The sequence below is a fragment of the Enterococcus mediterraneensis genome (genome assembly GCF_900604485.1).
Classification (GTDB): Bacteria; Bacillota; Bacilli; order Lactobacillales; family Enterococcaceae; genus Enterococcus_C; species Enterococcus_C mediterraneensis.
Window position 1 is genome coordinate 982,456 of the sequence record NZ_UWOP01000001.1, and the last position, 22,721, is coordinate 1,005,176.

The following is a 22,721-nucleotide window of genomic DNA, read 5'->3' on the forward strand; positions in this document are numbered from 1 at the left end:
TTGCTTTTTTTCAACTTTCTCTTTCTATTATCAAGGATATCGATAATGGTGGCAAATGATTGACATTATTACACACCTAAGCCTTAAAACAACTGCTATCAAATCCATGTCCTGTAATAAGCTATCCTGACCGGAAATATAGCTAGAGGATTTTACATTATAGTCCTTTTTGCTTTCCTTCCCACAAGTTGCACAATAATGTAACCGTTATTTTGTGCAACTTGCCACTTACTATTTACAGCGCTTTCATTTATAGTTGATATATAAGAAAAAAGAAAAGAGGAATGCTACATGGTACAAATGGCTTTGAATCACGTTTATAAAAAGTATGATAATGCAGAGAACTACTCTGTTACTGACTTTAATTTAGATATCAAGGATCGTGAATTTATCGTTTTCGTCGGTCCTTCCGGTTGCGGAAAATCAACGACACTGCGAATGATCGCCGGGTTGGAGGACATTTCCGAAGGGGAATTGACGATCGGGGAAACAGTAATGAATGACGTCGCACCAAAAGACCGCGACATCGCAATGGTTTTCCAAAACTATGCGTTATATCCACACATGACTGTCTTTGACAACATGGCATTCGGATTGAAACTACGTAAATACGATAAAGCAAGTATCAAAAAACGGGTTGAAAACGCGGCTGAGATCCTTGGCTTGACGGAATACCTAGACCGCAAACCGGCTGCTCTTTCCGGTGGACAACGGCAACGTGTCGCATTAGGACGTGCCATCGTACGTGATGCAAAAGTCTTCTTGATGGATGAACCATTGTCTAACTTGGATGCGAAATTGCGGGTTGCCATGCGTGCAGAAATCGCGAAATTGCACCAACGCTTGGAAACAACAACGATCTACGTTACCCATGACCAAACCGAAGCGATGACTATGGCTGACCGGATCGTTATCATGAAAGACGGTTTCATCCAACAAATCGGTACACCAAAAGAAGTATACGATACACCTAGAAATGTTTTCGTAGCCGGATTTATCGGTTCACCAGCAATGAACTTCTTTAATGTAACTCTTAACAACGGTGTTATCTCAGACGGATTCGGCTTGAAATTGCGGATCCCTGAAGGCAAAAACAAAGTCTTAGTTGAAAAAGGCTACGAAGGAAAACAATTGACGTTCGGTATTCGTCCAGAAGATATCCACAGCGAACAAGTAGCAATCGATGCTTCACCTGAAGCAACAGTTTCAGCTGAAGTCGTGGTATCTGAATTATTAGGTGCTGAATCCATGCTGTATACCAAAACTGGTGATACAGAATTCATTTCAAAAGTTGATGCTCGGGACTTCCATAAACCAGGCGAAACCATTGAATTGGCATTCAACATCAACAAAGGTCACTTCTTCGACAAAGAAACAGAAGAAGTTATCACGCTTCCTTAATTTTGCTCCCCTTTTTTCTCTATATACTATATACCTCACTAAAAAAGTCCGATGCTGTTTTAAGCATTGGGCTTTTTGGTCGTTCTTGCTGCTTTCTTAACTACTTTCAAATAAATTTAAAATTGCAAACGAATTATCTTATGACAGTGTAGTTGATTGTAATAAAAATGTGTAACGTAATTATCATAAGATCGCTGTCATTCAAAAAGGCAAATGCCGGGAATTCGGTACCTTTGATGAATTGATGGCAAAAAAAGGATTATTTTATCAGCAATTCCAATCACAGCTGGTTTGATCATTTTTTTGAGTGGTCACAGATTTGCTTTCATAAAAAAAATAACCGAACGACAATCAGATACTGCTTTTTGCAGATATCTCTGTCGCTCGGTTTCTTTTATATTTTGAAAAGCCTACTGTTTTTCCATCGCGGCTTTCAATGCTGCGGCTAATGGACTTTCTTCCGGTTCGGCTTGTTGGTTGATTTTTTTCAGCAGACGGCGTTCTTCATGTTTGCTGAGTTTTTTATTGCGTTCTTTTTTATCCGGGATCTTTTCAGTGATGGAACAGAATTTGCATTTAAAGAAAGCACCGTTCTTTCCTTCGATGATCTCCATCTTTTTATGACATTGCGGACAGCGATGATTGGAAAGCTTCGGTTCTTTGCGGCGGCGGTAGCTACATTCTGTATTGGAACAGACATAGATCTTGCCGTCTCGGGTATTCTTTTCTTTCAAGAAAGAACCGCATTCCGGACATTTCTTTTGTGTCAAAGAAAAATCTTGGTATTTGCTTTCGCTTTGCTTGATCTCTGACACCAAACGCTTGGTATCTGTTTCGATCTGCTGTAGGAATTTTTGACTGGAGTAGCTGCCTTTGGCGATCATTTCCAGCTCTTTTTCCCATTTAGCGGTCAGTTCCGGGGTTACTAAAGAAGGATTGACCAATGACAATAATTGTTTGCCTTTTGGTGTCACCGCCAGATTGCTGTTAGCCCGTTCCATCAATTCTGATTTGATCAGTTTTTCGATGATCTCCGCCCGGGTCGCCGGCGTACCTAGATTGGCCTTTTCCATTTTCCCTAAAAGAGTACCTTCATTCAACGGTCTTGGCGGGGTGGTCAATTCTTTTTTGATAGAAAAGTTCGGCTTGATTCGCTGACCTTCCTGCCAAACAACAGAATGTTCTGTTGCAGCTTCCGCTTCTTTCCAACCGGCTTCCAGCACCGTATGATTGGTAAAGATAAAGGTTTCCTTCTCAAATGTCACCGTGATCTTTTGCTGACTGCGTTTATGGACTGGTGCAAACAGCATCAAGAAACGGCGGACGATCATATTATAGATCCGCTGTTCGTCTGTCGACAATTTTTCATAGCGGGGCTTTTGTTCTGTCGGTAAAAGAGCATGGTGATCAGAAACTTTGCTGTCGTTGAACACTTTTTGTTGTACGACTTTGCCGGTTTTCAAATATTGTTTAACTTCCGGCGCAAAATCGCTGACTGCCTGCAGCCTCTCTTTCATCGTATCTTTCATATCATTCGTCAGATACTTGCTGTCAGTCCGCGGATAGGTCACGATCTTATGGATCTCATAAAGACTTTGTACCAAAGACAATGTTTTTTTCGCTGAATAGCCATAACGCTGGTTGGCTTCCCGCTGAATCTCTGTTAGATCATAAGGCAGCGGTGCCGCTTCGGTTTTGATTTTTTCTTCTATTGAAACTACGCGGCCGTTTTGCCGACTCATTTCATCTACAAGTTTTTGCGCGTCTTGGTGTTCTTTTAATTGATAAGGATTTTTTTGCACAAGTTTCGCTTTTTCATCACCGACTGCTAATTCGATCACATAATAACTTTGTGGTCGGAAAGATTCGATCTGCTTTTCTTGTTCCCGTACCAATGCCAGCGTTGGCGTCTGAACCCGACCAGCACTCAAGTTGTCTTGGTACTTGACCGTCAATGCGCGGGTGACATTCAATCCTACCAGCCAATCGGCTTTCGCACGGGCGATCGCTGACTGATACAGTGAATCATAATTTTTTGCAGGCGCTAATTTGCGAAAACCTTCTTTGATGGCTTTATCGGTTTGAGAAGAGATCCATAGCCGTTTGACTGGTTTGTCAAAACGGACCCATTCTAAGATCCAGCGAGCAACCAGTTCTCCTTCTCTTCCGGCATCCGTTGCGATCACCGCTTCGGATACGTCTTTTCGTTGTGCTAGCTGTTTGATGGCTTTTAATTGGTGACCGGTCTTCGGCAATGCTTTGATCCCCAATTGTTTCGGGATCATCGGCAGTGTCTCCATTTGCCAAGTCTGCCAGTCTTTGTTAAGATCTTCCGGCATTTTCAAGCCCAATAAATGACCAAGGGCCCATGTCACGATAACATTGGGTCCTTCATAATAATTTTTGTGTTTTTGATTAGCTCCCAATACTTTGCTTAGGTCTTTGGCAACGCTTGGTTTTTCCGCTAGAATTAATTGTTTCATAAAATTCCTTTCCGCTCTCGTTTGTAACTGGCTGGTAGTCTTTTAAAAGAGCCAGACCGGTGTATTGCTGCAAATAATCATCGCATTCTTCACACCAGCGTTCGTCCCCATCATTCCAAAAAGCAAAAAGATAATTCTGTCTACCATTCAAATGATTGAACTTGTTTCTTTGAAGGTACCATTCATTTTCAAAAAAAATACGCGCTTCTTCAAATGTTTCGAAGGTTGCTTCTCGTACGATATCATTTTGCCATTCTTCAAAAAACCACCATGGTTCATTGTCCCCATACATCATAATAACTTGGTACATCTAATCGCTCCCCCGTTTGATTTACGAGTTTATCTTACTCACTATACCCGTCTTGCGCAAGAAATGTGCATTAAATATATAAAATCGCCTTTTATTCTTAAAATTATATCAATAATTAGTTTACCATAAGTCAAAGGCTTGCCGGGAGAAAAATTCTGATTTATGCTAAAAAAGCAGAATCTTTAGAAAGAAGGCTTTTTTTTGTTAGCAAAAATCAAATCTCAGATCGCTCGACCACGAGCGCCATGGGAGAAAAATTTGGTAGTTTTGTGGTTTGGTACCTTTATGGCAGGTATCGGTTTTAGTTTGGTCATGCCCTTCATGTCGTTGTACATAGATACATTAGGTCATTTTTCCAATCAGGAATTGAATTTTTGGAGCGGGATCACCTTCTCCTCGACTTTTTTAGTAACTACTATCATCTCACCTTGGTGGGGCAAACTCGCCGATCAAAAAGGGCGTAAATTGATGCTTTTGAGAGCATCACTAGGGATGGCAGTCGTTATCGGACTGATGGGAGCAGTCACTTCCGTTTATCAATTAGTCGCGTTGCGTTTTCTGCAAGGGATCTTTTCCGGTTACATCAGTAACGCTACCGCACTGGTAGCTACAGGGACGCCTCGAGAAAAAAGCGGTCAGGTATTAGGGACATTAGCGACAGGGTCAGTCACCGGGACATTGTTGGGTCCGCTGTTAGGCGGCGTGACCGCTTCAGCTTTCGGTTACCGTCCCACATTTTTCATTACTGCAAGTATTTTAGCCCTTGTGTTTTTATTGAGCCTGATCTTTGTCCATGAAGAGTTTACACCAGTAGAGAAAAAAGACATGCAGCCAGCAAAAGAGATCCTTAAAAATCTCAAATATCCTCATGTGATCATCGGAATGTTCATTACTACTATGATCATCCAAGCTTCAAATAATTCCATCAGTCCGATCATTAGTTTGTATATTCGGCAATTATTGCACGGTCACGGCAATGTCACACTGATCAGCGGGATCATCGCTTCGATCCCTGGTATCGCTACGTTGATCGCAGCACCCCGCTTTGGTCGTTTGGGAGATCGGATCGGCAGTGAACGGATCTTGGCGATCGGTCTATTGATGGCGATGCTGGTTTATTTGCCGATGGCGTTTGTCACAAATGTTTGGCAATTGGCCGCTTTGCGCTTTTTGATCGGTATCTCTGATGCTTGTCTTTTGCCTGCTGTCCAATCGTTGATCACTAAATATTCACCACAACAGGCAGCCGGTCGGATCTTCAGTTACAATCAATCCTTTCAAGCGACCGGAAATGTGATCGGTCCATTGATCGGTTCATCTGTATCCAGTATGCTGGGCTATCGCGGCGTATTCTTTTCAACCTCTGTTCTAGTTTTCGCTAATTTCTTATTAGTACGGCACAATACCGCCGAGATCAAGGAAAAAGCGGAACACGAAACCGAAATTTATTCAGAATCGACTGATGTGGCAGAACAACCGCAAAAACATTAAAAAAAGAGAAAACCGGTTTTTCGGTTTTCTCTTTTTTTATTAGACATATTGTAAAACATTTTCTGCCTTGTAGGCATGGTCGATCAGACCGCCGCCTAAGCATTCCATGCCGTCATAGAAAACAACAGCTTGTCCTGGTGTGATGGCGCGGACAGGTTCGTCGAAAATAACTTCTGCACGGTCATCATCCAATAAACGGACTGTTACTGCTACATCTTGTTGACGGTAACGGAATTTCGCAGTACATTTGAATTCTTTCACCTTTGGATCATCGGTAGTGAAGTGGATTTGGCTGGCATCCAAACGATCCGCATACAATGCTGGATGATGGAATCCTTGACCAACATATAAGGTATTCGTAGCCAAATCTTTGCCTACAACAAACCATGGGTCTTGGGTCTTTCCGCCGCCGCCGATTCCTAGACCTTGACGTTGGCCGATCGTGTAATACATCAAGCCATCGTGTTCGCCTTTTTCTTCACCGTCTAATGTCACCATCTTGCCTTTTTTAGCAGGCAGATAGTTGCTTAAAAATTGTTTGAAATTCTTTTCACCGATAAAGCAGACACCGGTTGAATCTTTTTTCTTAGCAGTAGCTAATCCGGCATGTTCAGCGATCGCCCGCACTTCGGATTTTTCCATGCCGCCTAAAGGAAACATGGTTCTGCTTAATTGTTCTTGAGAAAGTTGGCTTAAAAAGTATGTTTGGTCTTTGTTTTGATCCACGCCTCGCAGCATGTGGACCACGCCATTTTCATCTTTTTCAACTTGGGCGTAGTGGCCAGTCGCTACATAATCAGCGCCCAATTCCAACGCATAATCCAAGAAAGCTTTGAATTTGATTTCTTTGTTGCACATTACATCAGGGTTTGGCGTTCTGCCGGCACGGTATTCTGCCAAGAAGTATTCAAAGACCCGGTCCCAATATTCCTTTTCAAAATTCACAGAATAGTAAGGGATTCCGATTTGCGCCGCAACTTTTGCGACATCTTTGTAATCTTCGGTGGCTGTACACACACCGTTTTCATCTGTGTCGTCCCAGTTTTTCATAAAAATCCCAACGACATCATACCCTTGTTCTTTCAACAAAAGGGCCGTTACCGACGAGTCCACCCCGCCGCTCATGCCAACGACAACTCGTGTTTGACTGTTGTCTGTCATGTTCTTCACCATCATTTCATTATAGATTCCGAAAACTCTACGATTTGAAGGTCGCAACTTTTCAGTATTTGCCATTATACAACAGAATTCGCAGAATTTCATCTATTGGTGGTTTTCTTTGGAATTTCTTAGCTGTTCCCGCTCTTTTAATTAAATAAAACGCAAAAAATCCCTGATACCAGTTGATGGTCATTTTTTTGAAACCATCACCTGGTATCAGGGTTTGTTGGATCATTCAAAAAAATCTTCAAAAAATTCCCAACGTTGCTGATCATCGTAGAGTTTTTCCAGTTCCGCAGTTTTAGCAGAAATGATGAGATCGATTTGATGCTCAGACAGCGGAGCGCCGAAAGGATGTTTTTCCGGTAAAAGTTCCAACTCCGGTGTATCCACACCCACATTGATATTCTCCGCGATCGGCAGACTATAATGATGGATATGACCATGGAGATTGCGGATATTTTTTGTGATGCCCAGCAGGATAGGGTAATGGGTCAAATAATATTGATGATGATTGAATTTGATCAGCACGCCCACATCTTCGAAAGAAAACTTTTCTTCACCGGATGGCAGTTTAGGATCATTTGCCGCTAAAAATTTGAAAAAAGCCCGGGTATCGTGATTGCCTTTGACAAAAACGATCTTACCGTTCAATTGCGACAGCAGTTCCAAGACTTCCCCAAAACCTTTTTCATATTTCGGATGCATGGCGACATCTCCCAAGTGATAGACAGTATCCGTTTCTTTGACCACATCATTCCAATGCTTAATCATTGTTTGATGCATTTCCGTCATTGTTGAAAACAGACGCGGAGCAAAGTCATTTTTACCTAATAATGCGGCATGAAAGTAATGGGTATCAGAAGTAAAAAATCTCATAGCCTTCTCCTTATAAAACTGCTAACGGTTGCTTGTGGTCCGGTTTGGGAAATGCCGTCTCGATGGCTTGCCATTCTTCATTCGTCAATGTCAAAGATGCGGCGGCGATATTATCCAAAACATGTTTTTTATTGCTGGATTGAGGGATCGCGATCGTATCTCCTCCTCGCAATGTCCACGCTAATAAGACTTGAAAAATCGAACAGTCATGGGCACGAGCGATTTCTTTCAAAACAGGATTTTTTGTAAAATCATTTCCTAGACTATCTCCTTGTGCGATCGGCGAATAAGCGATCAAGGGCAGTTGTTTTTCCCGCATCCAAGGCAGTAAATCAAAATCGATCCCGCGACTGCCGAGATTGTAAAGGACCTCATTCGTTGCGCAGTTTTTTCCATCAGGGATCTGCCACAATTCTTCCATATCTGACACATCAAAATTTGATACGCCCCAATGCCGGATCTTACCGGCTTTTTTCGCGTCTTCCATCGCTGCCACGGTTTCTGCCAACGGGATATCTCCTGTCCAATGCAATAAATATAAATCCAAATAATCTGTTCCCAATCGTTCCAGGCTTTTGTCCAAATGTTGCGGCAATGCTTTCAGGGATGCATTCCAAGGATAGATTTTAGAAATCAAAAACAATGATTCTCTGTCAAAAGGCTGGATCGCTTCTCCGACTAATTTTTCGGCATTGCCTTCACCATACATCTCTGCTGTATCAATGATCGTAGCGCCCTGTTCGATACCTGTTCGCAGCGCTTCCAATTCTAAAGGACGCTTATTTCTGTCATCCCCCATATGCCAAGTACCTAAGCCAATCGGAAAATGCTTTTTATCTGCGAGCATTACTTTTTGTATCTGTTCTGTCATCTGACTCACCTCACTTCAAGTATACTGGAGAAAATACCCTGAGACAAAATACAAGCCTCGTCTTTCCTAACAAAAAACCAGCAGCTTCCAAAAGAAGTCCTGCTGGTTTTGATTAGATTTTTTCGAACAGACCGCGGCTGATAAATCCATCCATCAAGAAGTAGAATTTATCCTGCAGCATTTTATGAGTATCATCTTTGAATAAATTGACAGCCTTTAACCCATTGGCAGTCGTGATCGACATCTTCAATGTTTTGATGTCGCTTGATACTGTGATCTTCAATTTAAATCCTTCTTTGCTTTGCGGTGTCGCTTCTAACGGACGGACCAATTGAAAATTACCGCCATTGGTTTCGGTAAAGCCGTTATCGCGCAATGTATATCTTTTTGCGGAAGGATTGATCTTATATTTTGTCTCTGCTCCTAAAACTGTTGCCGTTTCCTGAAATGCCATCTCATTCACCCCAATAATTATTCTTGCTTTAATTATAAAAGTTTTACAGATCTTTTACTAGTCCCTCACCGAAAAAGACCGTTTTGTCATAATGATTTTTTGACGGTTTCAGCTAATAAGCTGGCAAATTCTTTGATCGCTTCTTTGGTATTGCCATATCCAAAACTGATACGGACGGATTGATCAACAATCAGCGCGTCTTCTCCATACATGGCTTCTAAAACATGGGAAGGCTCGATATTACCTGCTGTGCAGGCAGAACCGGTAGAGATCGCAGTTCCTTTCAGATCCAGTTTCATCAACAGCAGATCATTGGAGACGTCTGGGAAATACAGATTCAATACGTGAGGCAGTTTGTGTTCCGGATCGCCATTTAAATGATAAGCCACTTGCTGCTCATCCAGTGTTTGGAAAATGATGTCCGCAAATTCTCGATATTTTTCCCGATTTTCGGCTTGGACCTCAGGTGTCAATAGTTCAACGGCTTTCGCCATTCCGCCGATCCCTACTAAGTTTTCCGTGCCGGCACGGCGTTTTTCTTCCTGCTCTCCGCCATGAAGATATGCCGGGATATTGATACCGTCTTTTTTATATAAAAAGCCGACACCTTTTGGTCCATTGATCTTATGGGCTGAAACACTTAATAAATCGATATGGTCTTCATAAGGAGTGATGGGGATTTTTCCATAGGCTTGGACAGCATCTGTATGGAAAACTGCTGGATGATCTTTCAAGATCTCGCCGATTTCTTTGATCGGCAAAAGATTTCCTGTTTCATTGTTGGCATACATGATGGAAACTAAAATGGTATCGTCTCGCAGTGCCTTTTGAAAGTCAGCTAGTTGCAGCTGTCCTTTTTTATCCACCGGCAAGTACGTCACTTCAAAGCCTTCTTTTTCTAAATATTTCATGGTTTCTAAAACAGCCGGATGTTCGATCGCTGTCGTGATCAGATGTTTGCCGTGTTCTTGGCGGGAAAAAGCAGTACCGATGATAGCCGTATTATCACCCTCGGTTCCGCCGCTGTTGAAAATGATTTCGTGGGGTTTGACCGCTAAACTAGCGGCGATTGTTTCTCTGAAATTTTCTAACTGTTCATGGGCTTTGCGTCCATAATTATGGATACTGGAAGGATTTCCATATATATCTTGCATCAAGCGACTCATTTCTTCGATGACCTCTGGGTGCATCGGTGTAGTAGCCGCATGATCTAAGTAGATTTGATTCATTCACTTCACCTTTTCTTTTCTCATTACTTTTATTCTAGCACAGAATAAAAAGGAAACCAAAAAGTAAGCGTGTTGGTAATAGACTATTCTCAGCGCAATACAGTGGCAAAACAGCCGATCTTTAGATTTCGCTTGATATCAGCCCGTCTGAATTTCTGCAGACACAAAAAAGCCGCTGAAAAAATCAGCGGCTCCCGTTTATTGATAGTCTTTTTCTTCTAATTTGAACAATGGGCTCATCGGTGTATTTTCGTGGATCCGTTTCACGGCTTCTCCCATCAACTCTGAACAAGTAATGTAAGTAAGCTGTTTAGGATGCCGTTCTTCAGCGGTCCAGCAAGAATCTGTCACACAAATATCTTCAATAGGCGCTTCTTCTAAAATAGTTTTCGCAGGATCAGACAATAATGCATGAGAAACACAGGCATAGATTTCTTCAGCGCCGGCTTCTTTTAATAAATTCGCGGCTTTTGCCAATGTATTTCCTGTATTCAAAATATCATCTACCATGATACAACGTTTGCCTTTGACATCACCGATCACATAACCGTCGCTTTCTTCCGTTTTTTCCTGATCGACGATGGCGATAGTTGTATCAAGATATTCAGCCAAACTCCGTGCACGTTGGACACCGGAATTTTTTGGCGAGACAACAACATAGTCATCCCCGGTCATTCCTAACTTACGGTAATAATGAGCAAACAACGGCATTGTAAACAAGTTATCGACAGGAATATCAAAGAATCCTTGGACTTGGACTGTATGCAGATCAAGAGTCAAAACCCGTGTCGCTCCAGCTTCAACGATCATGTTAGCGATCAATTTAGCGGTGATTGGTTCATGTGGTTTCGCTGTACGGTCTTGACGAGCGTAGGCATAATAAGGCAGCACGACATTGATCGTTTGGGCACTGGCACGTTTCAACGCATCGATCATGATCAACAACTCCATATAATAATCATTGACCGGCTGATTGGTAGCTTGGATCAAATAGACATGCGCACCGCGGACACTTTCTTCGATACTGATCGAAATTTCGCCATCACTGAATTGTTTGATCGCGCATTGACCTAAACTGGTTCCCAGAACATTCGCGATTTTTTCTGCCAAGGGACGATTACCATTCAAACTAAAGATCTTCAATGATTCGTCTTGAGTTTTCTCAACCATTTTTGCCTCCAAAAAGTTTTTTCTATTCCTAACGTCAGAAACAAATCCTCTCGATTATCATCAGACGTAAGGAGTGATTCGAGTTTATTCCCACTTATTCTACCATACTTTACAAGAAATTTTCATTAAGGTAATGAAATTGTTCCATTTATCCATGAAGCCGGAATGACTTTATGATGATTGCCCCAATTATCATGGACTTTCAGATAACGTTTGCCGTCAGCAGTTTCCTTATAGGCATACGCCACTACCCAATGATTGCCGTACGTACTTCCCAACCCTTTTAAGAGGCCTATGACTACTGGTTTTCCTTGATTGATCCGCTTAACCGCTCGATGCCAGCCGCCAAATGTCGTGGTACGGGCGCGATAAGGCAATTTGTAGAAGTCAAAAAATTTTGATAGACCATGTCCTACTTGTAATGGCAATGTTGGCAGTCCATGCCGCTGAATCATAACTTGCAGCATATCCACTAGCGGCTGATTTTGGGTCGTATTTTTCCTTCTTAACTTTTCTGGGAGAATCTCTTTATCAATATAATCTTGATAGTAAGCTAAAAACACTGCTGACGCATAAGTTCCGCAAAGATAACCGGATGGCGTCTTCCAATGACGGTACCGGGCAAAGCGCTCTTCTGGTATACCGATCCATTCGTTTGCTTCTATTGCTTCCATTCCCTCACCTCTTTTTCCTCATTATACAAAAAACTGGCACTGGCGACTATCATAAAACGTTTCTGACGATGGAAAAGGAATGCGGCCACTCTTATTGATGAACAGCAGACACTTGTCATTTCTCAGCGGCTTTCCAGATATTCAGAGCTACTGATTTAACCGATCATTAAGTAGAAGAATTTTGTTTTATGAATAAATAGCGGCTTCTTGTTAAATTTACTTTTTTGTACGATAATAAAAAAATGAAGGAGCGATGATAAATGACTAATGAATTGAAGACCGATTTTTATGATTATGTAAATGGCGAGTGGATCAAAACAGCAAAAATCCCTGCTGACAAGCCGGCTACCGGCGGATTCCAAGATCTCGTCCAAGATATTGAAGAAGTCTTGATGGCAGAATTTGAAAATATGGCAAATGGTTCGCAATCTATCCCTGAAGGACGCATGAAAGACGCTGTCGAATTCTACAAATTGGCAAACGATTATGGAACCCGCGACAAGCTGGGGGCTTCGCCGATAAAATCGCTATTGGATAAAATCGAAGCTCTGAATAAGCTGGAAGACTTGAATCCGCAATTCTCTGAATGGGTCCTAGATGGCATGCCGCTGCCGTTTTCTTTAGATGTTGATCAAGATATGCAAAATACACAAAAAAATGTCGTTTACGCCTATCCAGCATCAACTATCTTGCCGGATAAAACCTATTATGAAGAAAATCATCCTCAAGGTCCTGCGCTGTTGGGTGTCTTTTCAGACATGACGATCCAAGTGTTGGAAAAATATGGCAAATCTCATGAAGACGCCGTAGCTATCGTAACCGACGCATTGGCATTCGACCGTTTGATCGTCCCTCACGTTCGCAGTTCAGAAGAAAACGCGGATTACAGCAAAAACTACAATCCTAAAACTTTTGCGGAATTTGGTTCATATTCCAACGAATTGCAACTGCAAAAATTAGTGACTGATCTGATCCATGACGAACCAAGTGAAGTCATCGTTACCGAGCCGGCTTTCTTTGAAGCATTCCAAAGTATCGTCAATCCTGATACTTTCTCATTACTGAAAAATTGGCTTTTGGTACAAACAAGCCTTTCTTACACCAGCATCTTGAGCGAGGAATTACGACAATTAGGCGGTACTTACAGCCGTTATCTTTCCGGGATCGACGAGTCCGCACCCCAACAAAAAGCCGCTTACTATTTAGCGACCAATCGCTTTAGTCAAGTCGTCGGTGATTATTACGGGAAAAAATATTTTGGCGAAAAAGCCAAAAAAGATGTCGAACATATGGTGCGTTCTATGATCGAGGTCTATCAAAATCGCCTGACAAACAACACGTGGCTGAGCCAGCAAACACGCGAAAAAGCAGTCACAAAATTAAATAAACTCGGTATCCAAGTCGGTTATCCTGAAGCGATCCCAGAATTTTACGATAAGTTCGTTACCAAGCCGGCAGCAGAAGGCGGTACTTTAGTCGAAAATGCCCGCGCGTTCAGCCGGATCGTTCGGGAATACATTTTCAGCAAATACCATAAGCCAGTGGACCGCAATGAATGGGAAATGAGCGCATCGACAGTCAATGCCTATTATCACCCATTTAAAAATATCATCGTCTTCCCGGCTGCGATCCTGCAAGCGCCGTTTTACAGCTTGGAACAATCTGCCAGCGCCAACTATGGCGGCATCGGTGCCGTGATCGCCCATGAGATCTCTCATGCTTTTGATAACAATGGCGCAAAATTCGATGAATACGGCAACTTGAATAACTGGTGGACAGAAGGAGATCTTGCTCATTTTGAAAAATTAGCAAAAGAAATGATCGACGAATTCGACGGGATCCCATTTGCCGGCGGAACAGTCAACGGTACATTAACCGTTTCTGAAAATATCGCCGACGCCGGCGGTTTGAGTTGTGCATTAGAGGCCGCGAAAAAAGAAAAAGATGTCTCATTGGAAGACTTCTTTATCAACTGGGCAAAAATCTGGCGCACCAAAGCTCGGGAGCAATACCAACAATTATTGCTTTCCGTTGATGTCCACGCACCTGCAAAATTACGGGCGAATGTTCAAGTCAAAAATCTAGATGATTTCTATACAACATTTGGAATTTCTGAAAATGATGAGATGTATCTAGATCCTGAAAAACGCGTTCATATCTGGTGATACCCTATGAAAAAAATCTATCTTGATGACAGTTATCAACAGATTTGCCAAACACAGATCACCTCGCAAAACTATGACGGAAATGATTATTATGTGACATTAGCTGAGACGATCATTTATCCTGGCGGAGGCGGCCAACCGGCGGATCTTGCTTGGATCAATGACAAAAAGGTCTTAGCCATCAAGGAGAGCAAGGAGTCGGAAGAAGTCCGCTATTATCTCGAAAACCCGCTGCCGGATACTGCGGTCACTGTTAAAATCGATTGGCAGCGCCGCTTTGATTTTATGCAGCAGCATACCGGTCAGCATCTTTTCGCCCGTGCCTGTGAAAATCTTTTTGCCGCTGATATCCGTCAGGAGCAGATCACCGAAAACGATTCTTTCTTTGAGATCAGCGGTCAGCAATTGTCGGAAAAAGAACTCCAAAGGGCAATTGTCCAGAGCAATCAGATCATCCAGGCTCATCGACAAGTGAAGATCTTATACCCTGCTGCTGATCAGCTGACTTCGCTGCCGCATCTGACCCATCCGCCAACGTATTTTCTTGGGTTGCGTTTGATCGCTGTTGATGGTTTCGACACGATCGGCTGCGGCGGCACCCATGTAAGAAATACCAGCGAGATCCAGATAATTTTATTGGATAAAATCAAACATACAAAAAAAGGCACGACGGTCCATTTCTCCTGTGGTAACCGTGCGGCAAAAAACTATCAGACACAGCAAGAACTAATCCAAGAAGCTATTTCTTCCGCTAACATCTCCGTTGACGAGCTGCCGCAATTTATCAGTACTCAGCAGCAAGAGATCAAGGGATTAAAGGATCGTTTGGCGGTCTTTCAATTGCAAGAGCTGGTGGATAATGGCAACCAGCGGACACCTCATTTCGTCGTCAGCCATGGCGACAAGATTGATGGAAAGCTGTTGCGTCAGGCCGCACAGCAATTAGCTGAAAAAACACCTAATGCCCTGATCGCTGTTTTCACTGAAGAAGACGAGATTTTACGTTACCATTTGCGAATCGCATCAGCTGACAAACTCTCTGTCAGAGAATTGATCCAAACGATCAACCGACAGCTGTCTGGAAAAGGCGGCGGTTCTCCTGTAATGGGAGACGGGACCGTACCCCTTGATCATAAAGAGGAATTTCTGACATTGGCGGAAACTGCCAGCGAAAAACTCAGATAAATCAGAAAAAAATACCCGAGGGACAGTAATTTACTCTGTCTCTCGGGTATTGCTTTTGGACCGCGGTCCCAGCTTTTTACGCTGTTTTTATTTCTTTTGGTTTTTCAGTGCTTTTTCCATCAGTTCGGTTAATGAAGAAAATTGGGAATTCTGATTGACTACTTCGTCCGCTTTTGCTTTTTTCTCAGGATTTTTCAAAACATCTGTGATCTGGTTGGTATTTTGGACACCGATTTTTGATAACAGATTGTCTTTTTGTCCAAAATCAGTATATTTTTGTAAAAAGTCCTGATTCAGCAAATCACCTAAATTGATCCCGCTTTTTTGCAGATCAGATAAGATCCCTGGAATATCCGATAAATCAAAGCCATCCTTCAAACGATCAAAAATACTCATTTTCTATTCCCCCTTTTTATTTAAGTATAAGGGAGAATCAAAAAATTCACGAGGAGTATGCTTTCATCATTTTATCCAATGATCTCTGCGCCTAATGTCTGTTCAAAATGTCTTAATGCCCATTCATGACCGACTGGATCAAAACTGGCTACAGCATCTTTGTAGATATGCAGTTTGTACCCTAGATTATAGGCATCGACTGCGGTATGCAGGACACAGATATCTGTACAAACGCCTGTCAGATAAAGATCCGTGATCCCTCGTTCTCGCAAGCGGATATCCAAATCTGTGCCGCTGAAAGCTGAGTAATGGCGTTTATCGATCCAATAAACGTTTCGGCGGGTTTGATTTTGTTGATAAACATCCGCTAACTGTCCGTATAATTCGCGACCAGATGTGCCTTCCACATTATGAGGCGGAAATAATTTATTTTCCGGATGGTAGTCATCTTGCGGATCATGCATATCAATAGCGAAAACTACATATTCTTCTGCTTCAATAAACTCTTTTGTCTTGTCTACTAAAAAAGATTCGATCTGCTGGCCTGCTTCACCTGTCGTCAACTTGCCATCTGTTGCTACAAAATCATACGTGTAGTCGATGGAGATCAATGCCTTCATTATTTTCCCTCCTATTTTAGATGATTCACAAATTCAATAACCATTTCGGCGGAACGTTTCCCGGCTTCCTCGATAAATTCATCAAAGCTTTGTGTTGCTTGATGGTCTGCGGTATCACTGATAGCCCGCACTACTAAGAACGGAATCTTGAATTGCTGTGCAGTTTGCGCGATCGCCGCTCCTTCCATTTCGCAAGCTAAAGCGTCTGGAAAGTCAGCCAAGATTTTTTGGATTTTTTCAGGATGATCGACAAACGTGTCTCCTGTGACGATCAATCCTTTTTTGACGTTCAGCTGCGTTTTTTCCGCCGCTTCAGTCATAGTTTGGATCAAATAACGGCTCGCTTCAAAATATAGCGGCATCCCGCCTGGAAGCTGCCCCGGCTGATAACCAAATCCGGTCACATCTACATCAAAATAAGCCAACTTGTCAGAAATCACTATGTCGCCAACAGAAAGACCTTTGCCGATTCCTCCAGCAGATCCGGTGTTGATCACCATATTCACACCATATTTCTGGATAAGCAGGCTGGTAGTGATAGATGCTGCGACTTTTCCGATCCCCGAGCGGACCACGATCACTTCATGATGTCCTAATGTTCCTGAAATAAACAGAGCATTGCCCCGTTCCCAAGAAATAGGTGCTTCTATTTTTTCTCGCAAGATCTTGATCTCTTGTTCCATTGCACCGATAATTCCGATTTTCATCTGTATACCTCCATTTTTTATGTATGCTTATTATAAGAAAAAGACAGCCATCATCACGATTACGATCAGCAAGAAAACAATCACGATCGCTTTCATCAAAAAGTTGTTCATAGCGCGGGATTTTTGTTTTTCACCGCTTCTGGTTTTGGTGATGGGTTTATTTTTTTTATTCTCTTTACGATAAAAGTTGGAGATTTCTTTCTCTTTTTTTTGGTACTCTTTTTCTGATTGTTTCACCATCTTAGGCGTTGGGTTCGGCCTCGTTTTTTCTATAGGTGTCTCTTGCTGCCGATGTTTTCGTAATTGTGATCGAGTAACTAGCGGTTCTTTGGCCATTGCTAATTACCGCCTTTCTTTAATTGTTCAAGCTCCCAATATTGGATCGCGAAGATCGTTTTGGCGTCGCAGATAGTTTGGTCAGCGATCGCTTGTTTTGCTTCAGCTAAAGACAGTCTGTAAAGCTCCAATACTTCATCCTCATCTTGGGGCAGCGGATTTTCTACTTTCTCCAATTCTTCTGCATGATACAAATGCAAAAGCTCATTGGCAAATCCCGGTGATAGATACATGGATGCGACATGAGTCATTTTTCCTGGGCGATAGCCGGTCTCTTCTTCCAATTCCCGCCGACCAGTCTCTTCTGGGTGACGACCTTCTCCAGGATCGATCTTCCCTGCCGGAATCTCCAACAGCACTCGTTCAAGGGGCTTGCGAAACTGTCTGACAAACAGCATCTTGTTATCAATGATAGCGATGATCCCCACACCGCCAGGATGGAATACTAATTCACGTTGGGCTGTGCCGCCGTCTGGCAAACGAACATCATCCAGAGCGACATCAATGATCTTGCCATGGAAGATCTCTTTTCGGCGGATCGTTTTTTCCTCAAAATCTTCAAAGGAAAGCATTTTTTTCCCTACTTTCTCTACTTTCTATCGTTTCTTGTAGTATACACAAATTTTTGATCCAATGCGTTTAATTTTATCATAAAGATTACGATTTTCCTAAATCGAAAAAATCAATCGCTAGTCTGATTTTTTTCTTAACCTTTACATGCTAGAATAATGATGTAAAGTTAATCTCATAAAGAAATACTCAACTATCATGCAGGAGGATTAGATAATGAAAAAACTGTTACTCACATTGCTCGCTGCAGTAGGAATCCTTTTCCTTTTATTTGCCGAGATGGATGGGTTTCATGTCATGCCCGGCATTTTACTTATTGGAGGTATCATATTGATCTTTTTTGGTGCAAAACGAAAAAAACCAACGAAAAAAGAAGAACTTCCCGCCCTTTCGAAGGAAAAAGAAGCTCATTACCTTAAAAGCGGTATGAGTGAAAGCGAGATCGATTTTTTCAGGGAAACAATGAATCAAGCGAAATCGCAAATCCAACATCTGCAAGGAAACATCAACAACAGTGCAAAATTGAAAGCTATCGATTTGCGCCATGACACGTTGCGAGCTGCCAAGGCTCTGTTCAAAGAATTGGTCAAAGAACCGCAAAAATTGCATTCTGCCAGCCATTTTCTTTATACACACTTGCCAAACATGGTGGATCTGACCGATAAATTTATCGAGATCAACAGCCATGAGATCAAAAGTAAAGAAACCTACGACAAAATCGAAGAAAGTTCTCAAATCATCGATCAGATGGCTGCGTTGATCAGCCAAGATTATCAGCAATTTGTCGCTGATGATTTAGATGATATCGATATCGAACTTTCGATTGCCAAACAAAGCTTAAAACGAGATAATGGATAAGAAGGGCTGAGGGCTTGTGCCCCAGCAAAAATCAATATCCGAACGATAGTCGACTTCTCGATCGTTGTATTTCAGCGGCGAGGACCTGCCGCAATGCAGGAGTACTTCTACGTTCGGATGTTTTCTCTATCACAGTCTAAGACACACTGTTTTACTTAAACTAATCAAATTACTGAAGGCTCTTTTAGGAGGAAAGAAAATGACGGAACAATTACCCAAAACCCAAGACGTCGACACGACTTTAGACGACTTATTGAACAATCCCTTTTCAACACCTGTCGGATCTTTGACTGAGACCCAGCAAACAGAGATCGCCGCATTGAAAGAACAACAAAAAGCGAATCGCTTGATCGATAAATTGCCCCCTGAACGACAAGTACAAGCGCAGGAACTGGCAACTAAGATCGATCCTACCGATCAGCAAGCAGTCATTACTTATGGAGCTGTCGCGCAAGAAAAACTCAGCTCTTTTTCACAATCAATGCTCAACCATGTCCAAGCTGCAGATATCGGTCCAGTAGGAGACTCTTTGACTGAACTGATGTATCGGCTGCAAGAAGCCAATCCTGATGAATTGCGGGCAGGAGAAGGCAATATTTTTCAACGAGTATTTGGTAAAGTCAAACAATCGATCTATGAGATCACCGCTAAATACCAAAAAATCGGTGCGCAGATCGACAAGATCGCGGTAAAATTGGAAAAAGAAAAAGACGGTCTATTAAAAGACAATCTGATGCTGGAACAACTTTATCATAAAAACAAAGACTATTTTGACGCGCTGAATATCTATATCGCAGCCGGCGAATTGAAAATGGAAGAACTGCAAACCAAGATCATTCCTGAAGCAATGCAAAAAGCGCAGCAATCCGGCGATCAAATGGACGCGCAGATCGCCAACGATTATACCCAATTTTTAGATCGTTTGGATAAACGGACCCATGACTTGCGCCTTGCTCGTCAAGTGACGATCCAACAAGCGCCTCAAATCCGCTTGATCCAAAATACCAATCAGGCGTTGGCTGAAAAGATCCAAGCCTCAATCAACACCGCTATCCCATTATGGAAAAACCAAGTGGTGATCGCATTGACCTTACTTCGCCAAAAAGACGCTGTGACCGCGCAACGACAAGTATCTGAGACTACGAATGATTTACTGAAGAAAAACTCAGAGATGCTGAAAGTCTCTGCCATTGAAACAGCAAAAGAAAATGAGCGAGGGATCGTTGATATCGAGACATTGCAAAAAACCCAAAATGATTTAGTGGAAACGATCCAAGAAACATTACGGATCCAAAAAGAAGGTAAAGAAAAACGCCGTGCCGCTGAGATCGAACTTGGTACGATGGAAGAAGATCTGAAACAGAAATTACTGGATATGACTTCTGAACACAATTAATAAAAAAAATCGCACTTTCCTGAAATAGTTCCGGAAAGTGCGATTTTTTTATTTTTTATTCAGCGAACTATTGCGATAGCCATATAGGAAATAAATCAGCAGTCCGATGACTAATGTAATAGCGAAAATGATCCATGTCATCGGTTTTAACCGAGACATTAAAAACAGACATGACAGGATCGAAATACATGGCAGGACGGGTACCCACGGCATTTTAAATTCGCCTGGTTTTGGTTTGCCGATCATTTTACGCAATTTCAAGATTCCCAAAGAAACCATGATTAGATAGGCCAGTGCGACGATGTTCGTCAATTCGGCCAGCATCTGCAAAGGAAAAGCCGCGGCAAACACTAAGGCGATCACGCCAGCCACCATCGTAGCGTTCTTTGGTGTCCGATGTTTCGGATCGATTTTTTGCATGAATTTCGGCAGCAGACCGTCTTTACTGATGGCATAAAGCAAACGCGCCAAAGAATACATCATCGAAATCGTAACCGTCAATAACGTAAGGATCGCTCCAACTGAAATGACTGATCCGACAAATCCGTGTCCAACAAAGCGCATCGCAAAAGCTACCGGGTCTTTGACTCCTAATTCAGTATACGGAACGATCCCGGTCAAGATTAATGTCACAACGATATATAATAACGTAGCGATCCCAATGGCACCGATGATTCCTTTTGGTACATCCTTTTGCGGATTTTTGACTTCTTCGGCTGCCATTGCCACAGCGTCAAATCCTAAAAAGGCGAAGAAAACCAATGCAGCTCCGTCAAAGACACCAGAAAAACCAAACGGCATGAACGGCTGCCAATTATCCGGTTTCACAAAAAAGAGTCCGAAAACCACAAATAAGGCAATGATACCGAATTTGACATACACCATAAGATTATTCAAGCGCAAAGCTTTTTTCGTTTCTTGGCTTACCCAAAAAGTAACAAAAACAACTACCAATGCAGCGATCAAATCGATATAAGTCCCGTTTTCCGCATTATACCCGGCAGTCAACGCCTGCGGAAGATGAATCCCCAAGCTGTTCAAAAAGCCCTGCACATATCCAGACCAGCCGGACGCTACCGATGAAACCGCTAATAAAAATTCACACAACAGAAACCAGCCGGTCATCCAAGCTGCCAGCTCCCCAAAAACCACGTAGATATACGCATACGGTCCTCCTAGAACAGGGACGCGGGAAGCAAATTCAGCAAAGCTCAAACCTGATAGGCCGACGACGATCGCCGCTAAGACAAATGAGATCGTCAACGCCGGACCCGCCATGTCGGAAGAAGCGACACCGGTCACAACGAAGATCCCGGTGCCAATGATCGCTCCAATCCCCAACATGATCAAATCTTTGACCTTTAAGCTTTTTTTCATGTAGCTTGGCTGTTCAACTGTAATTTCTTTTTTTCTGAAAAGATCCATAACACCCTCCATTTATTTGAGGCAGAATTCTCTTTAAGAGGCCTTCATATATCCTAAAAGGATACCACCAAAAATAACAAAAAGGCAACCCAAAATCACATAAATCATTTCTTTTTTCGTTTTCCGTTCTCCTAGTAAGAAGATTCCGCCCAAAGTAGAGATGATGATCCCCATTTGTGACAATGAAAAACCTACAGCTAAACCAACAACTTGGATCGTCAACAACATACATGCATTTCCGATCCCCCACAATAGTCCAGAAGTAGTATTGCGCCAAACAAATTTATTATATTGGATCTTACCAAGTGTAAATAACAACGCTCCTGCAAGCATCCCTACGCTTTGCGGCAGAATGATCGCCATTGGATCTAAATCGGCCCAGGTGATCAAAATCGTATAAACACCATAACCTAATGTTGAAATGATCAGCGCACGGAATCCTTTTGCAAAATCCAGCATTTTATTACCGCTTTGCAGATTATTTTCCGGATCGCGTCTTGAAGTCAGATAGGCACCGATCACCAACAAGATCAATGCAAGAATCCCTAGACCATAATCGCGAGCGCCTGTCCATTCATGAAAGAAGATAGCGCCGGCCACTGTATTCAGCATCAACTGCATACCAGTCGACAACGGAAGTCCAACCGAAACTCCCATATACTGCATCGCATGGAATTGACCATTTTGACCGACTACCCAAAAAAGACCTGACACAAAACCGATAAAGATGATCCATGTAGTCAATGTTGGTTGACTTACAGCAAAAACAACTAACGAAAATACAAAGGCACCAATAGTCATTCCTACGGTTTGTTGGTTGGCATCGCCGCCCATTTTCCCGCTGACTAATCCGATACTTCCCCATGCAAACATAGGGACTAAAGCTATAATTAGTTCCATACAATTCTCCTTTTTTTAAACATACTTCGCTAGTTTAACA

At 42.4% G+C, this 22,721-nt stretch carries 23 protein-coding genes; 6 read left to right on the forward strand and 17 right to left on the reverse strand.

Annotated features, from left to right (window positions below; all coding sequences use genetic code 11):
* Positions 1-291 precede the first annotated feature (291 nt).
* Positions 292-1,401 carry an ABC transporter ATP-binding protein gene (locus tag EFB00_RS04705; RefSeq protein ID WP_122645756.1) on the forward strand — a complete coding sequence of 370 codons (1,110 nt, stop codon included), beginning with the start codon at positions 292-294 and terminating at the stop codon, positions 1,399-1,401.
* A 410-nt stretch (positions 1,402-1,811) separates the two neighbouring features.
* On the opposite strand, the gene EFB00_RS04710 is transcribed toward EFB00_RS04705, so the two are convergent.
* Both EFB00_RS04710 and EFB00_RS04715 read right to left on the reverse strand, forming a co-directional pair.
* Positions 1,812-3,884, reverse strand: a complete 2,073-nt coding sequence (locus tag EFB00_RS04710; protein ID WP_122645757.1) for a DNA topoisomerase III — start codon at positions 3,882-3,884, stop codon at positions 1,812-1,814.
* Positions 3,817-4,194 carry a DUF1033 family protein gene (locus tag EFB00_RS04715; protein WP_122645758.1) on the reverse strand — a complete coding sequence of 126 codons (378 nt, stop codon included), beginning with the start codon at positions 4,192-4,194 and terminating at the stop codon, positions 3,817-3,819. The genes EFB00_RS04710 and EFB00_RS04715 overlap by 68 nt, the downstream gene beginning before the upstream one ends.
* 201 nt (positions 4,195-4,395) lie before the next feature.
* On the opposite strand from EFB00_RS04715, the gene EFB00_RS04725 reads away from it, so the two are divergent.
* On the forward strand, positions 4,396-5,685 hold the full coding sequence (locus tag EFB00_RS04725) for a multidrug efflux MFS transporter (protein ID WP_122645759.1): 1,290 nt from the start codon (positions 4,396-4,398) through the stop codon (positions 5,683-5,685).
* A 39-nt stretch (positions 5,686-5,724) separates the two neighbouring features.
* Here EFB00_RS04725 and mnmA read toward each other — a convergent pair whose 3' ends face one another.
* From mnmA to EFB00_RS04760, 8 genes are all read right to left on the reverse strand, one after another.
* Positions 5,725-6,846, reverse strand: a complete 1,122-nt coding sequence (mnmA, locus tag EFB00_RS04730) for a tRNA 2-thiouridine(34) synthase MnmA (protein WP_122647043.1) — start codon at positions 6,844-6,846, stop codon at positions 5,725-5,727.
* Between the two features lie 61 nt (positions 6,847-6,907).
* The gene (locus EFB00_RS13420; RefSeq protein ID WP_164709428.1) at positions 6,908-7,081 is read right to left on the reverse strand and encodes a hypothetical protein; all 174 of its coding nucleotides are present in this window, start codon (positions 7,079-7,081) and stop codon (positions 6,908-6,910) included.
* The gene (locus EFB00_RS04735) at positions 7,078-7,725 is read right to left on the reverse strand and encodes a metallophosphoesterase (RefSeq protein ID WP_122645760.1); all 648 of its coding nucleotides are present in this window, start codon (positions 7,723-7,725) and stop codon (positions 7,078-7,080) included. The genes EFB00_RS13420 and EFB00_RS04735 overlap by 4 nt, the downstream gene beginning before the upstream one ends.
* 10 nt (positions 7,726-7,735) lie before the next feature.
* Positions 7,736-8,596 (reverse strand): aldo/keto reductase, encoded by an 861-nt coding sequence (locus EFB00_RS04740; RefSeq protein WP_164709429.1) that lies wholly within the window; start codon positions 8,594-8,596, stop codon positions 7,736-7,738.
* 112 nt (positions 8,597-8,708) lie between these two features.
* A complete protein-coding gene (locus tag EFB00_RS04745) occupies positions 8,709-9,050 on the reverse strand; it encodes a DUF1831 domain-containing protein (protein ID WP_122645761.1) in 342 nt (113 codons plus the stop codon).
* A gap of 86 nt (positions 9,051-9,136) precedes the next feature.
* Entirely contained in the window at positions 9,137-10,279 is a 1,143-nt protein-coding gene (locus EFB00_RS04750) for a cysteine desulfurase family protein (RefSeq protein WP_122645762.1), read from the reverse strand.
* Between the two features lie 198 nt (positions 10,280-10,477).
* Positions 10,478-11,449: a ribose-phosphate diphosphokinase gene (locus tag EFB00_RS04755; protein WP_122645763.1), complete on the reverse strand. Its 972-nt coding sequence runs from the start codon at positions 11,447-11,449 to the stop codon at positions 10,478-10,480.
* A 125-nt stretch (positions 11,450-11,574) separates the two neighbouring features.
* Complete coding sequence (locus EFB00_RS04760) at positions 11,575-12,123, reverse strand: hypothetical protein (protein WP_241153406.1); 549 nt, start codon at positions 12,121-12,123, stop codon at positions 11,575-11,577.
* 260 nt (positions 12,124-12,383) lie between these two features.
* Here EFB00_RS04760 and EFB00_RS04765 point away from each other — a divergent pair, with 260 nt between their 5' ends.
* Positions 12,384-14,288 (forward strand): M13 family metallopeptidase, encoded by a 1,905-nt coding sequence (locus EFB00_RS04765; RefSeq protein ID WP_122645764.1) that lies wholly within the window; start codon positions 12,384-12,386, stop codon positions 14,286-14,288.
* 6 nt (positions 14,289-14,294) lie between these two features.
* Positions 14,295-15,473, forward strand: a complete 1,179-nt coding sequence (locus EFB00_RS04770) for an alanyl-tRNA editing protein (RefSeq protein WP_122645765.1) — start codon at positions 14,295-14,297, stop codon at positions 15,471-15,473.
* An 87-nt stretch (positions 15,474-15,560) separates the two neighbouring features.
* On the opposite strand, the gene EFB00_RS04775 is transcribed toward EFB00_RS04770, so the two are convergent.
* The 5 genes from EFB00_RS04775 to EFB00_RS04795 all read right to left on the reverse strand — a co-directional run bounded on the left by EFB00_RS04775 (position 15,561) and on the right by EFB00_RS04795 (position 18,104).
* On the reverse strand, positions 15,561-15,869 hold the full coding sequence (locus tag EFB00_RS04775; RefSeq protein ID WP_122645766.1) for a hypothetical protein: 309 nt from the start codon (positions 15,867-15,869) through the stop codon (positions 15,561-15,563).
* 71 nt (positions 15,870-15,940) lie between these two features.
* Positions 15,941-16,489 (reverse strand): cysteine hydrolase family protein, encoded by a 549-nt coding sequence (locus tag EFB00_RS04780; RefSeq protein ID WP_122645767.1) that lies wholly within the window; start codon positions 16,487-16,489, stop codon positions 15,941-15,943.
* 11 nt (positions 16,490-16,500) lie between these two features.
* The gene (locus tag EFB00_RS04785; RefSeq protein ID WP_122645768.1) at positions 16,501-17,196 is read right to left on the reverse strand and encodes a 5'-methylthioadenosine/adenosylhomocysteine nucleosidase; all 696 of its coding nucleotides are present in this window, start codon (positions 17,194-17,196) and stop codon (positions 16,501-16,503) included.
* A 30-nt stretch (positions 17,197-17,226) separates the two neighbouring features.
* The gene (gene macP, locus EFB00_RS04790) at positions 17,227-17,532 is read right to left on the reverse strand and encodes a cell wall synthase accessory phosphoprotein MacP (RefSeq protein WP_122645769.1); all 306 of its coding nucleotides are present in this window, start codon (positions 17,530-17,532) and stop codon (positions 17,227-17,229) included.
* Between the two features lie 2 nt (positions 17,533-17,534).
* Positions 17,535-18,104 carry an NUDIX hydrolase gene (locus tag EFB00_RS04795; RefSeq protein ID WP_122645770.1) on the reverse strand — a complete coding sequence of 190 codons (570 nt, stop codon included), beginning with the start codon at positions 18,102-18,104 and terminating at the stop codon, positions 17,535-17,537.
* Positions 18,105-18,315: 211 nt separating this feature from the next.
* On the opposite strand from EFB00_RS04795, the gene EFB00_RS04800 reads away from it, so the two are divergent.
* Positions 18,316-18,960: a 5-bromo-4-chloroindolyl phosphate hydrolysis family protein gene (locus tag EFB00_RS04800; RefSeq protein ID WP_420889758.1), complete on the forward strand. Its 645-nt coding sequence runs from the start codon at positions 18,316-18,318 to the stop codon at positions 18,958-18,960.
* A gap of 199 nt (positions 18,961-19,159) precedes the next feature.
* A complete protein-coding gene (locus tag EFB00_RS04805) occupies positions 19,160-20,356 on the forward strand; it encodes a toxic anion resistance protein (protein WP_122645772.1) in 1,197 nt (398 codons plus the stop codon).
* 48 nt (positions 20,357-20,404) lie between these two features.
* Here the strand turns inward: EFB00_RS04805 and EFB00_RS04810 are convergent, their stop codons facing one another.
* Together EFB00_RS04810 and EFB00_RS04815 are read right to left on the reverse strand one after the other, a co-directional pair.
* On the reverse strand, positions 20,405-21,781 hold the full coding sequence (locus EFB00_RS04810) for an amino acid permease (protein ID WP_122645773.1): 1,377 nt from the start codon (positions 21,779-21,781) through the stop codon (positions 20,405-20,407).
* Between the two features lie 33 nt (positions 21,782-21,814).
* Positions 21,815-22,681 carry a GRP family sugar transporter gene (locus EFB00_RS04815; RefSeq protein WP_122645774.1) on the reverse strand — a complete coding sequence of 289 codons (867 nt, stop codon included), beginning with the start codon at positions 22,679-22,681 and terminating at the stop codon, positions 21,815-21,817.
* Positions 22,682-22,721: the final 40 nt, after the last annotated feature.

What these genes read in the sequence shown, in the direction of transcription:
- EFB00_RS04705 (WP_122645756.1), top strand. Translation starts at nt 292, where the DNA reads ATGGTACAAATGGCTTTGAATCACGTTTATAAAAAGTATGATAATGCA.
- EFB00_RS04710 (WP_122645757.1), bottom strand. Translation starts at nt 3,884, where the DNA reads ATGAAACAATTAATTCTAGCGGAAAAACCAAGCGTTGCCAAAGACCTA.
- EFB00_RS04715 (WP_122645758.1), bottom strand. Translation starts at nt 4,194, where the DNA reads ATGTACCAAGTTATTATGATGTATGGGGACAATGAACCATGGTGGTTT.
- mnmA (WP_122647043.1), bottom strand. Translation starts at nt 6,846, where the DNA reads ATGACAGACAACAGTCAAACACGAGTTGTCGTTGGCATGAGCGGCGGG.
- EFB00_RS13420 (WP_164709428.1), bottom strand. Translation starts at nt 7,081, where the DNA reads ATGATCCAACAAACCCTGATACCAGGTGATGGTTTCAAAAAAATGACC.
- EFB00_RS04735 (WP_122645760.1), bottom strand. Translation starts at nt 7,725, where the DNA reads ATGAGATTTTTTACTTCTGATACCCATTACTTTCATGCCGCATTATTA.
- EFB00_RS04740 (WP_164709429.1), bottom strand. Translation starts at nt 8,596, where the DNA reads ATGACAGAACAGATACAAAAAGTAATGCTCGCAGATAAAAAGCATTTT.
- EFB00_RS04745 (WP_122645761.1), bottom strand. Translation starts at nt 9,050, where the DNA reads ATGGCATTTCAGGAAACGGCAACAGTTTTAGGAGCAGAGACAAAATAT.
- EFB00_RS04750 (WP_122645762.1), bottom strand. Translation starts at nt 10,279, where the DNA reads ATGAATCAAATCTACTTAGATCATGCGGCTACTACACCGATGCACCCA.
- EFB00_RS04755 (WP_122645763.1), bottom strand. Translation starts at nt 11,449, where the DNA reads ATGGTTGAGAAAACTCAAGACGAATCATTGAAGATCTTTAGTTTGAAT.
- EFB00_RS04760 (WP_241153406.1), bottom strand. Translation starts at nt 12,123, where the DNA reads ATGGAAGCAATAGAAGCAAACGAATGGATCGGTATACCAGAAGAGCGC.
- EFB00_RS04765 (WP_122645764.1), top strand. Translation starts at nt 12,384, where the DNA reads ATGACTAATGAATTGAAGACCGATTTTTATGATTATGTAAATGGCGAG.
- EFB00_RS04770 (WP_122645765.1), top strand. Translation starts at nt 14,295, where the DNA reads ATGAAAAAAATCTATCTTGATGACAGTTATCAACAGATTTGCCAAACA.
- EFB00_RS04775 (WP_122645766.1), bottom strand. Translation starts at nt 15,869, where the DNA reads ATGAGTATTTTTGATCGTTTGAAGGATGGCTTTGATTTATCGGATATT.
- EFB00_RS04780 (WP_122645767.1), bottom strand. Translation starts at nt 16,489, where the DNA reads ATGAAGGCATTGATCTCCATCGACTACACGTATGATTTTGTAGCAACA.
- EFB00_RS04785 (WP_122645768.1), bottom strand. Translation starts at nt 17,196, where the DNA reads ATGAAAATCGGAATTATCGGTGCAATGGAACAAGAGATCAAGATCTTG.
- macP (WP_122645769.1), bottom strand. Translation starts at nt 17,532, where the DNA reads ATGGCCAAAGAACCGCTAGTTACTCGATCACAATTACGAAAACATCGG.
- EFB00_RS04795 (WP_122645770.1), bottom strand. Translation starts at nt 18,104, where the DNA reads ATGCTTTCCTTTGAAGATTTTGAGGAAAAAACGATCCGCCGAAAAGAG.
- EFB00_RS04805 (WP_122645772.1), top strand. Translation starts at nt 19,160, where the DNA reads ATGACGGAACAATTACCCAAAACCCAAGACGTCGACACGACTTTAGAC.
- EFB00_RS04810 (WP_122645773.1), bottom strand. Translation starts at nt 21,781, where the DNA reads ATGGATCTTTTCAGAAAAAAAGAAATTACAGTTGAACAGCCAAGCTAC.
- EFB00_RS04815 (WP_122645774.1), bottom strand. Translation starts at nt 22,681, where the DNA reads ATGGAACTAATTATAGCTTTAGTCCCTATGTTTGCATGGGGAAGTATC.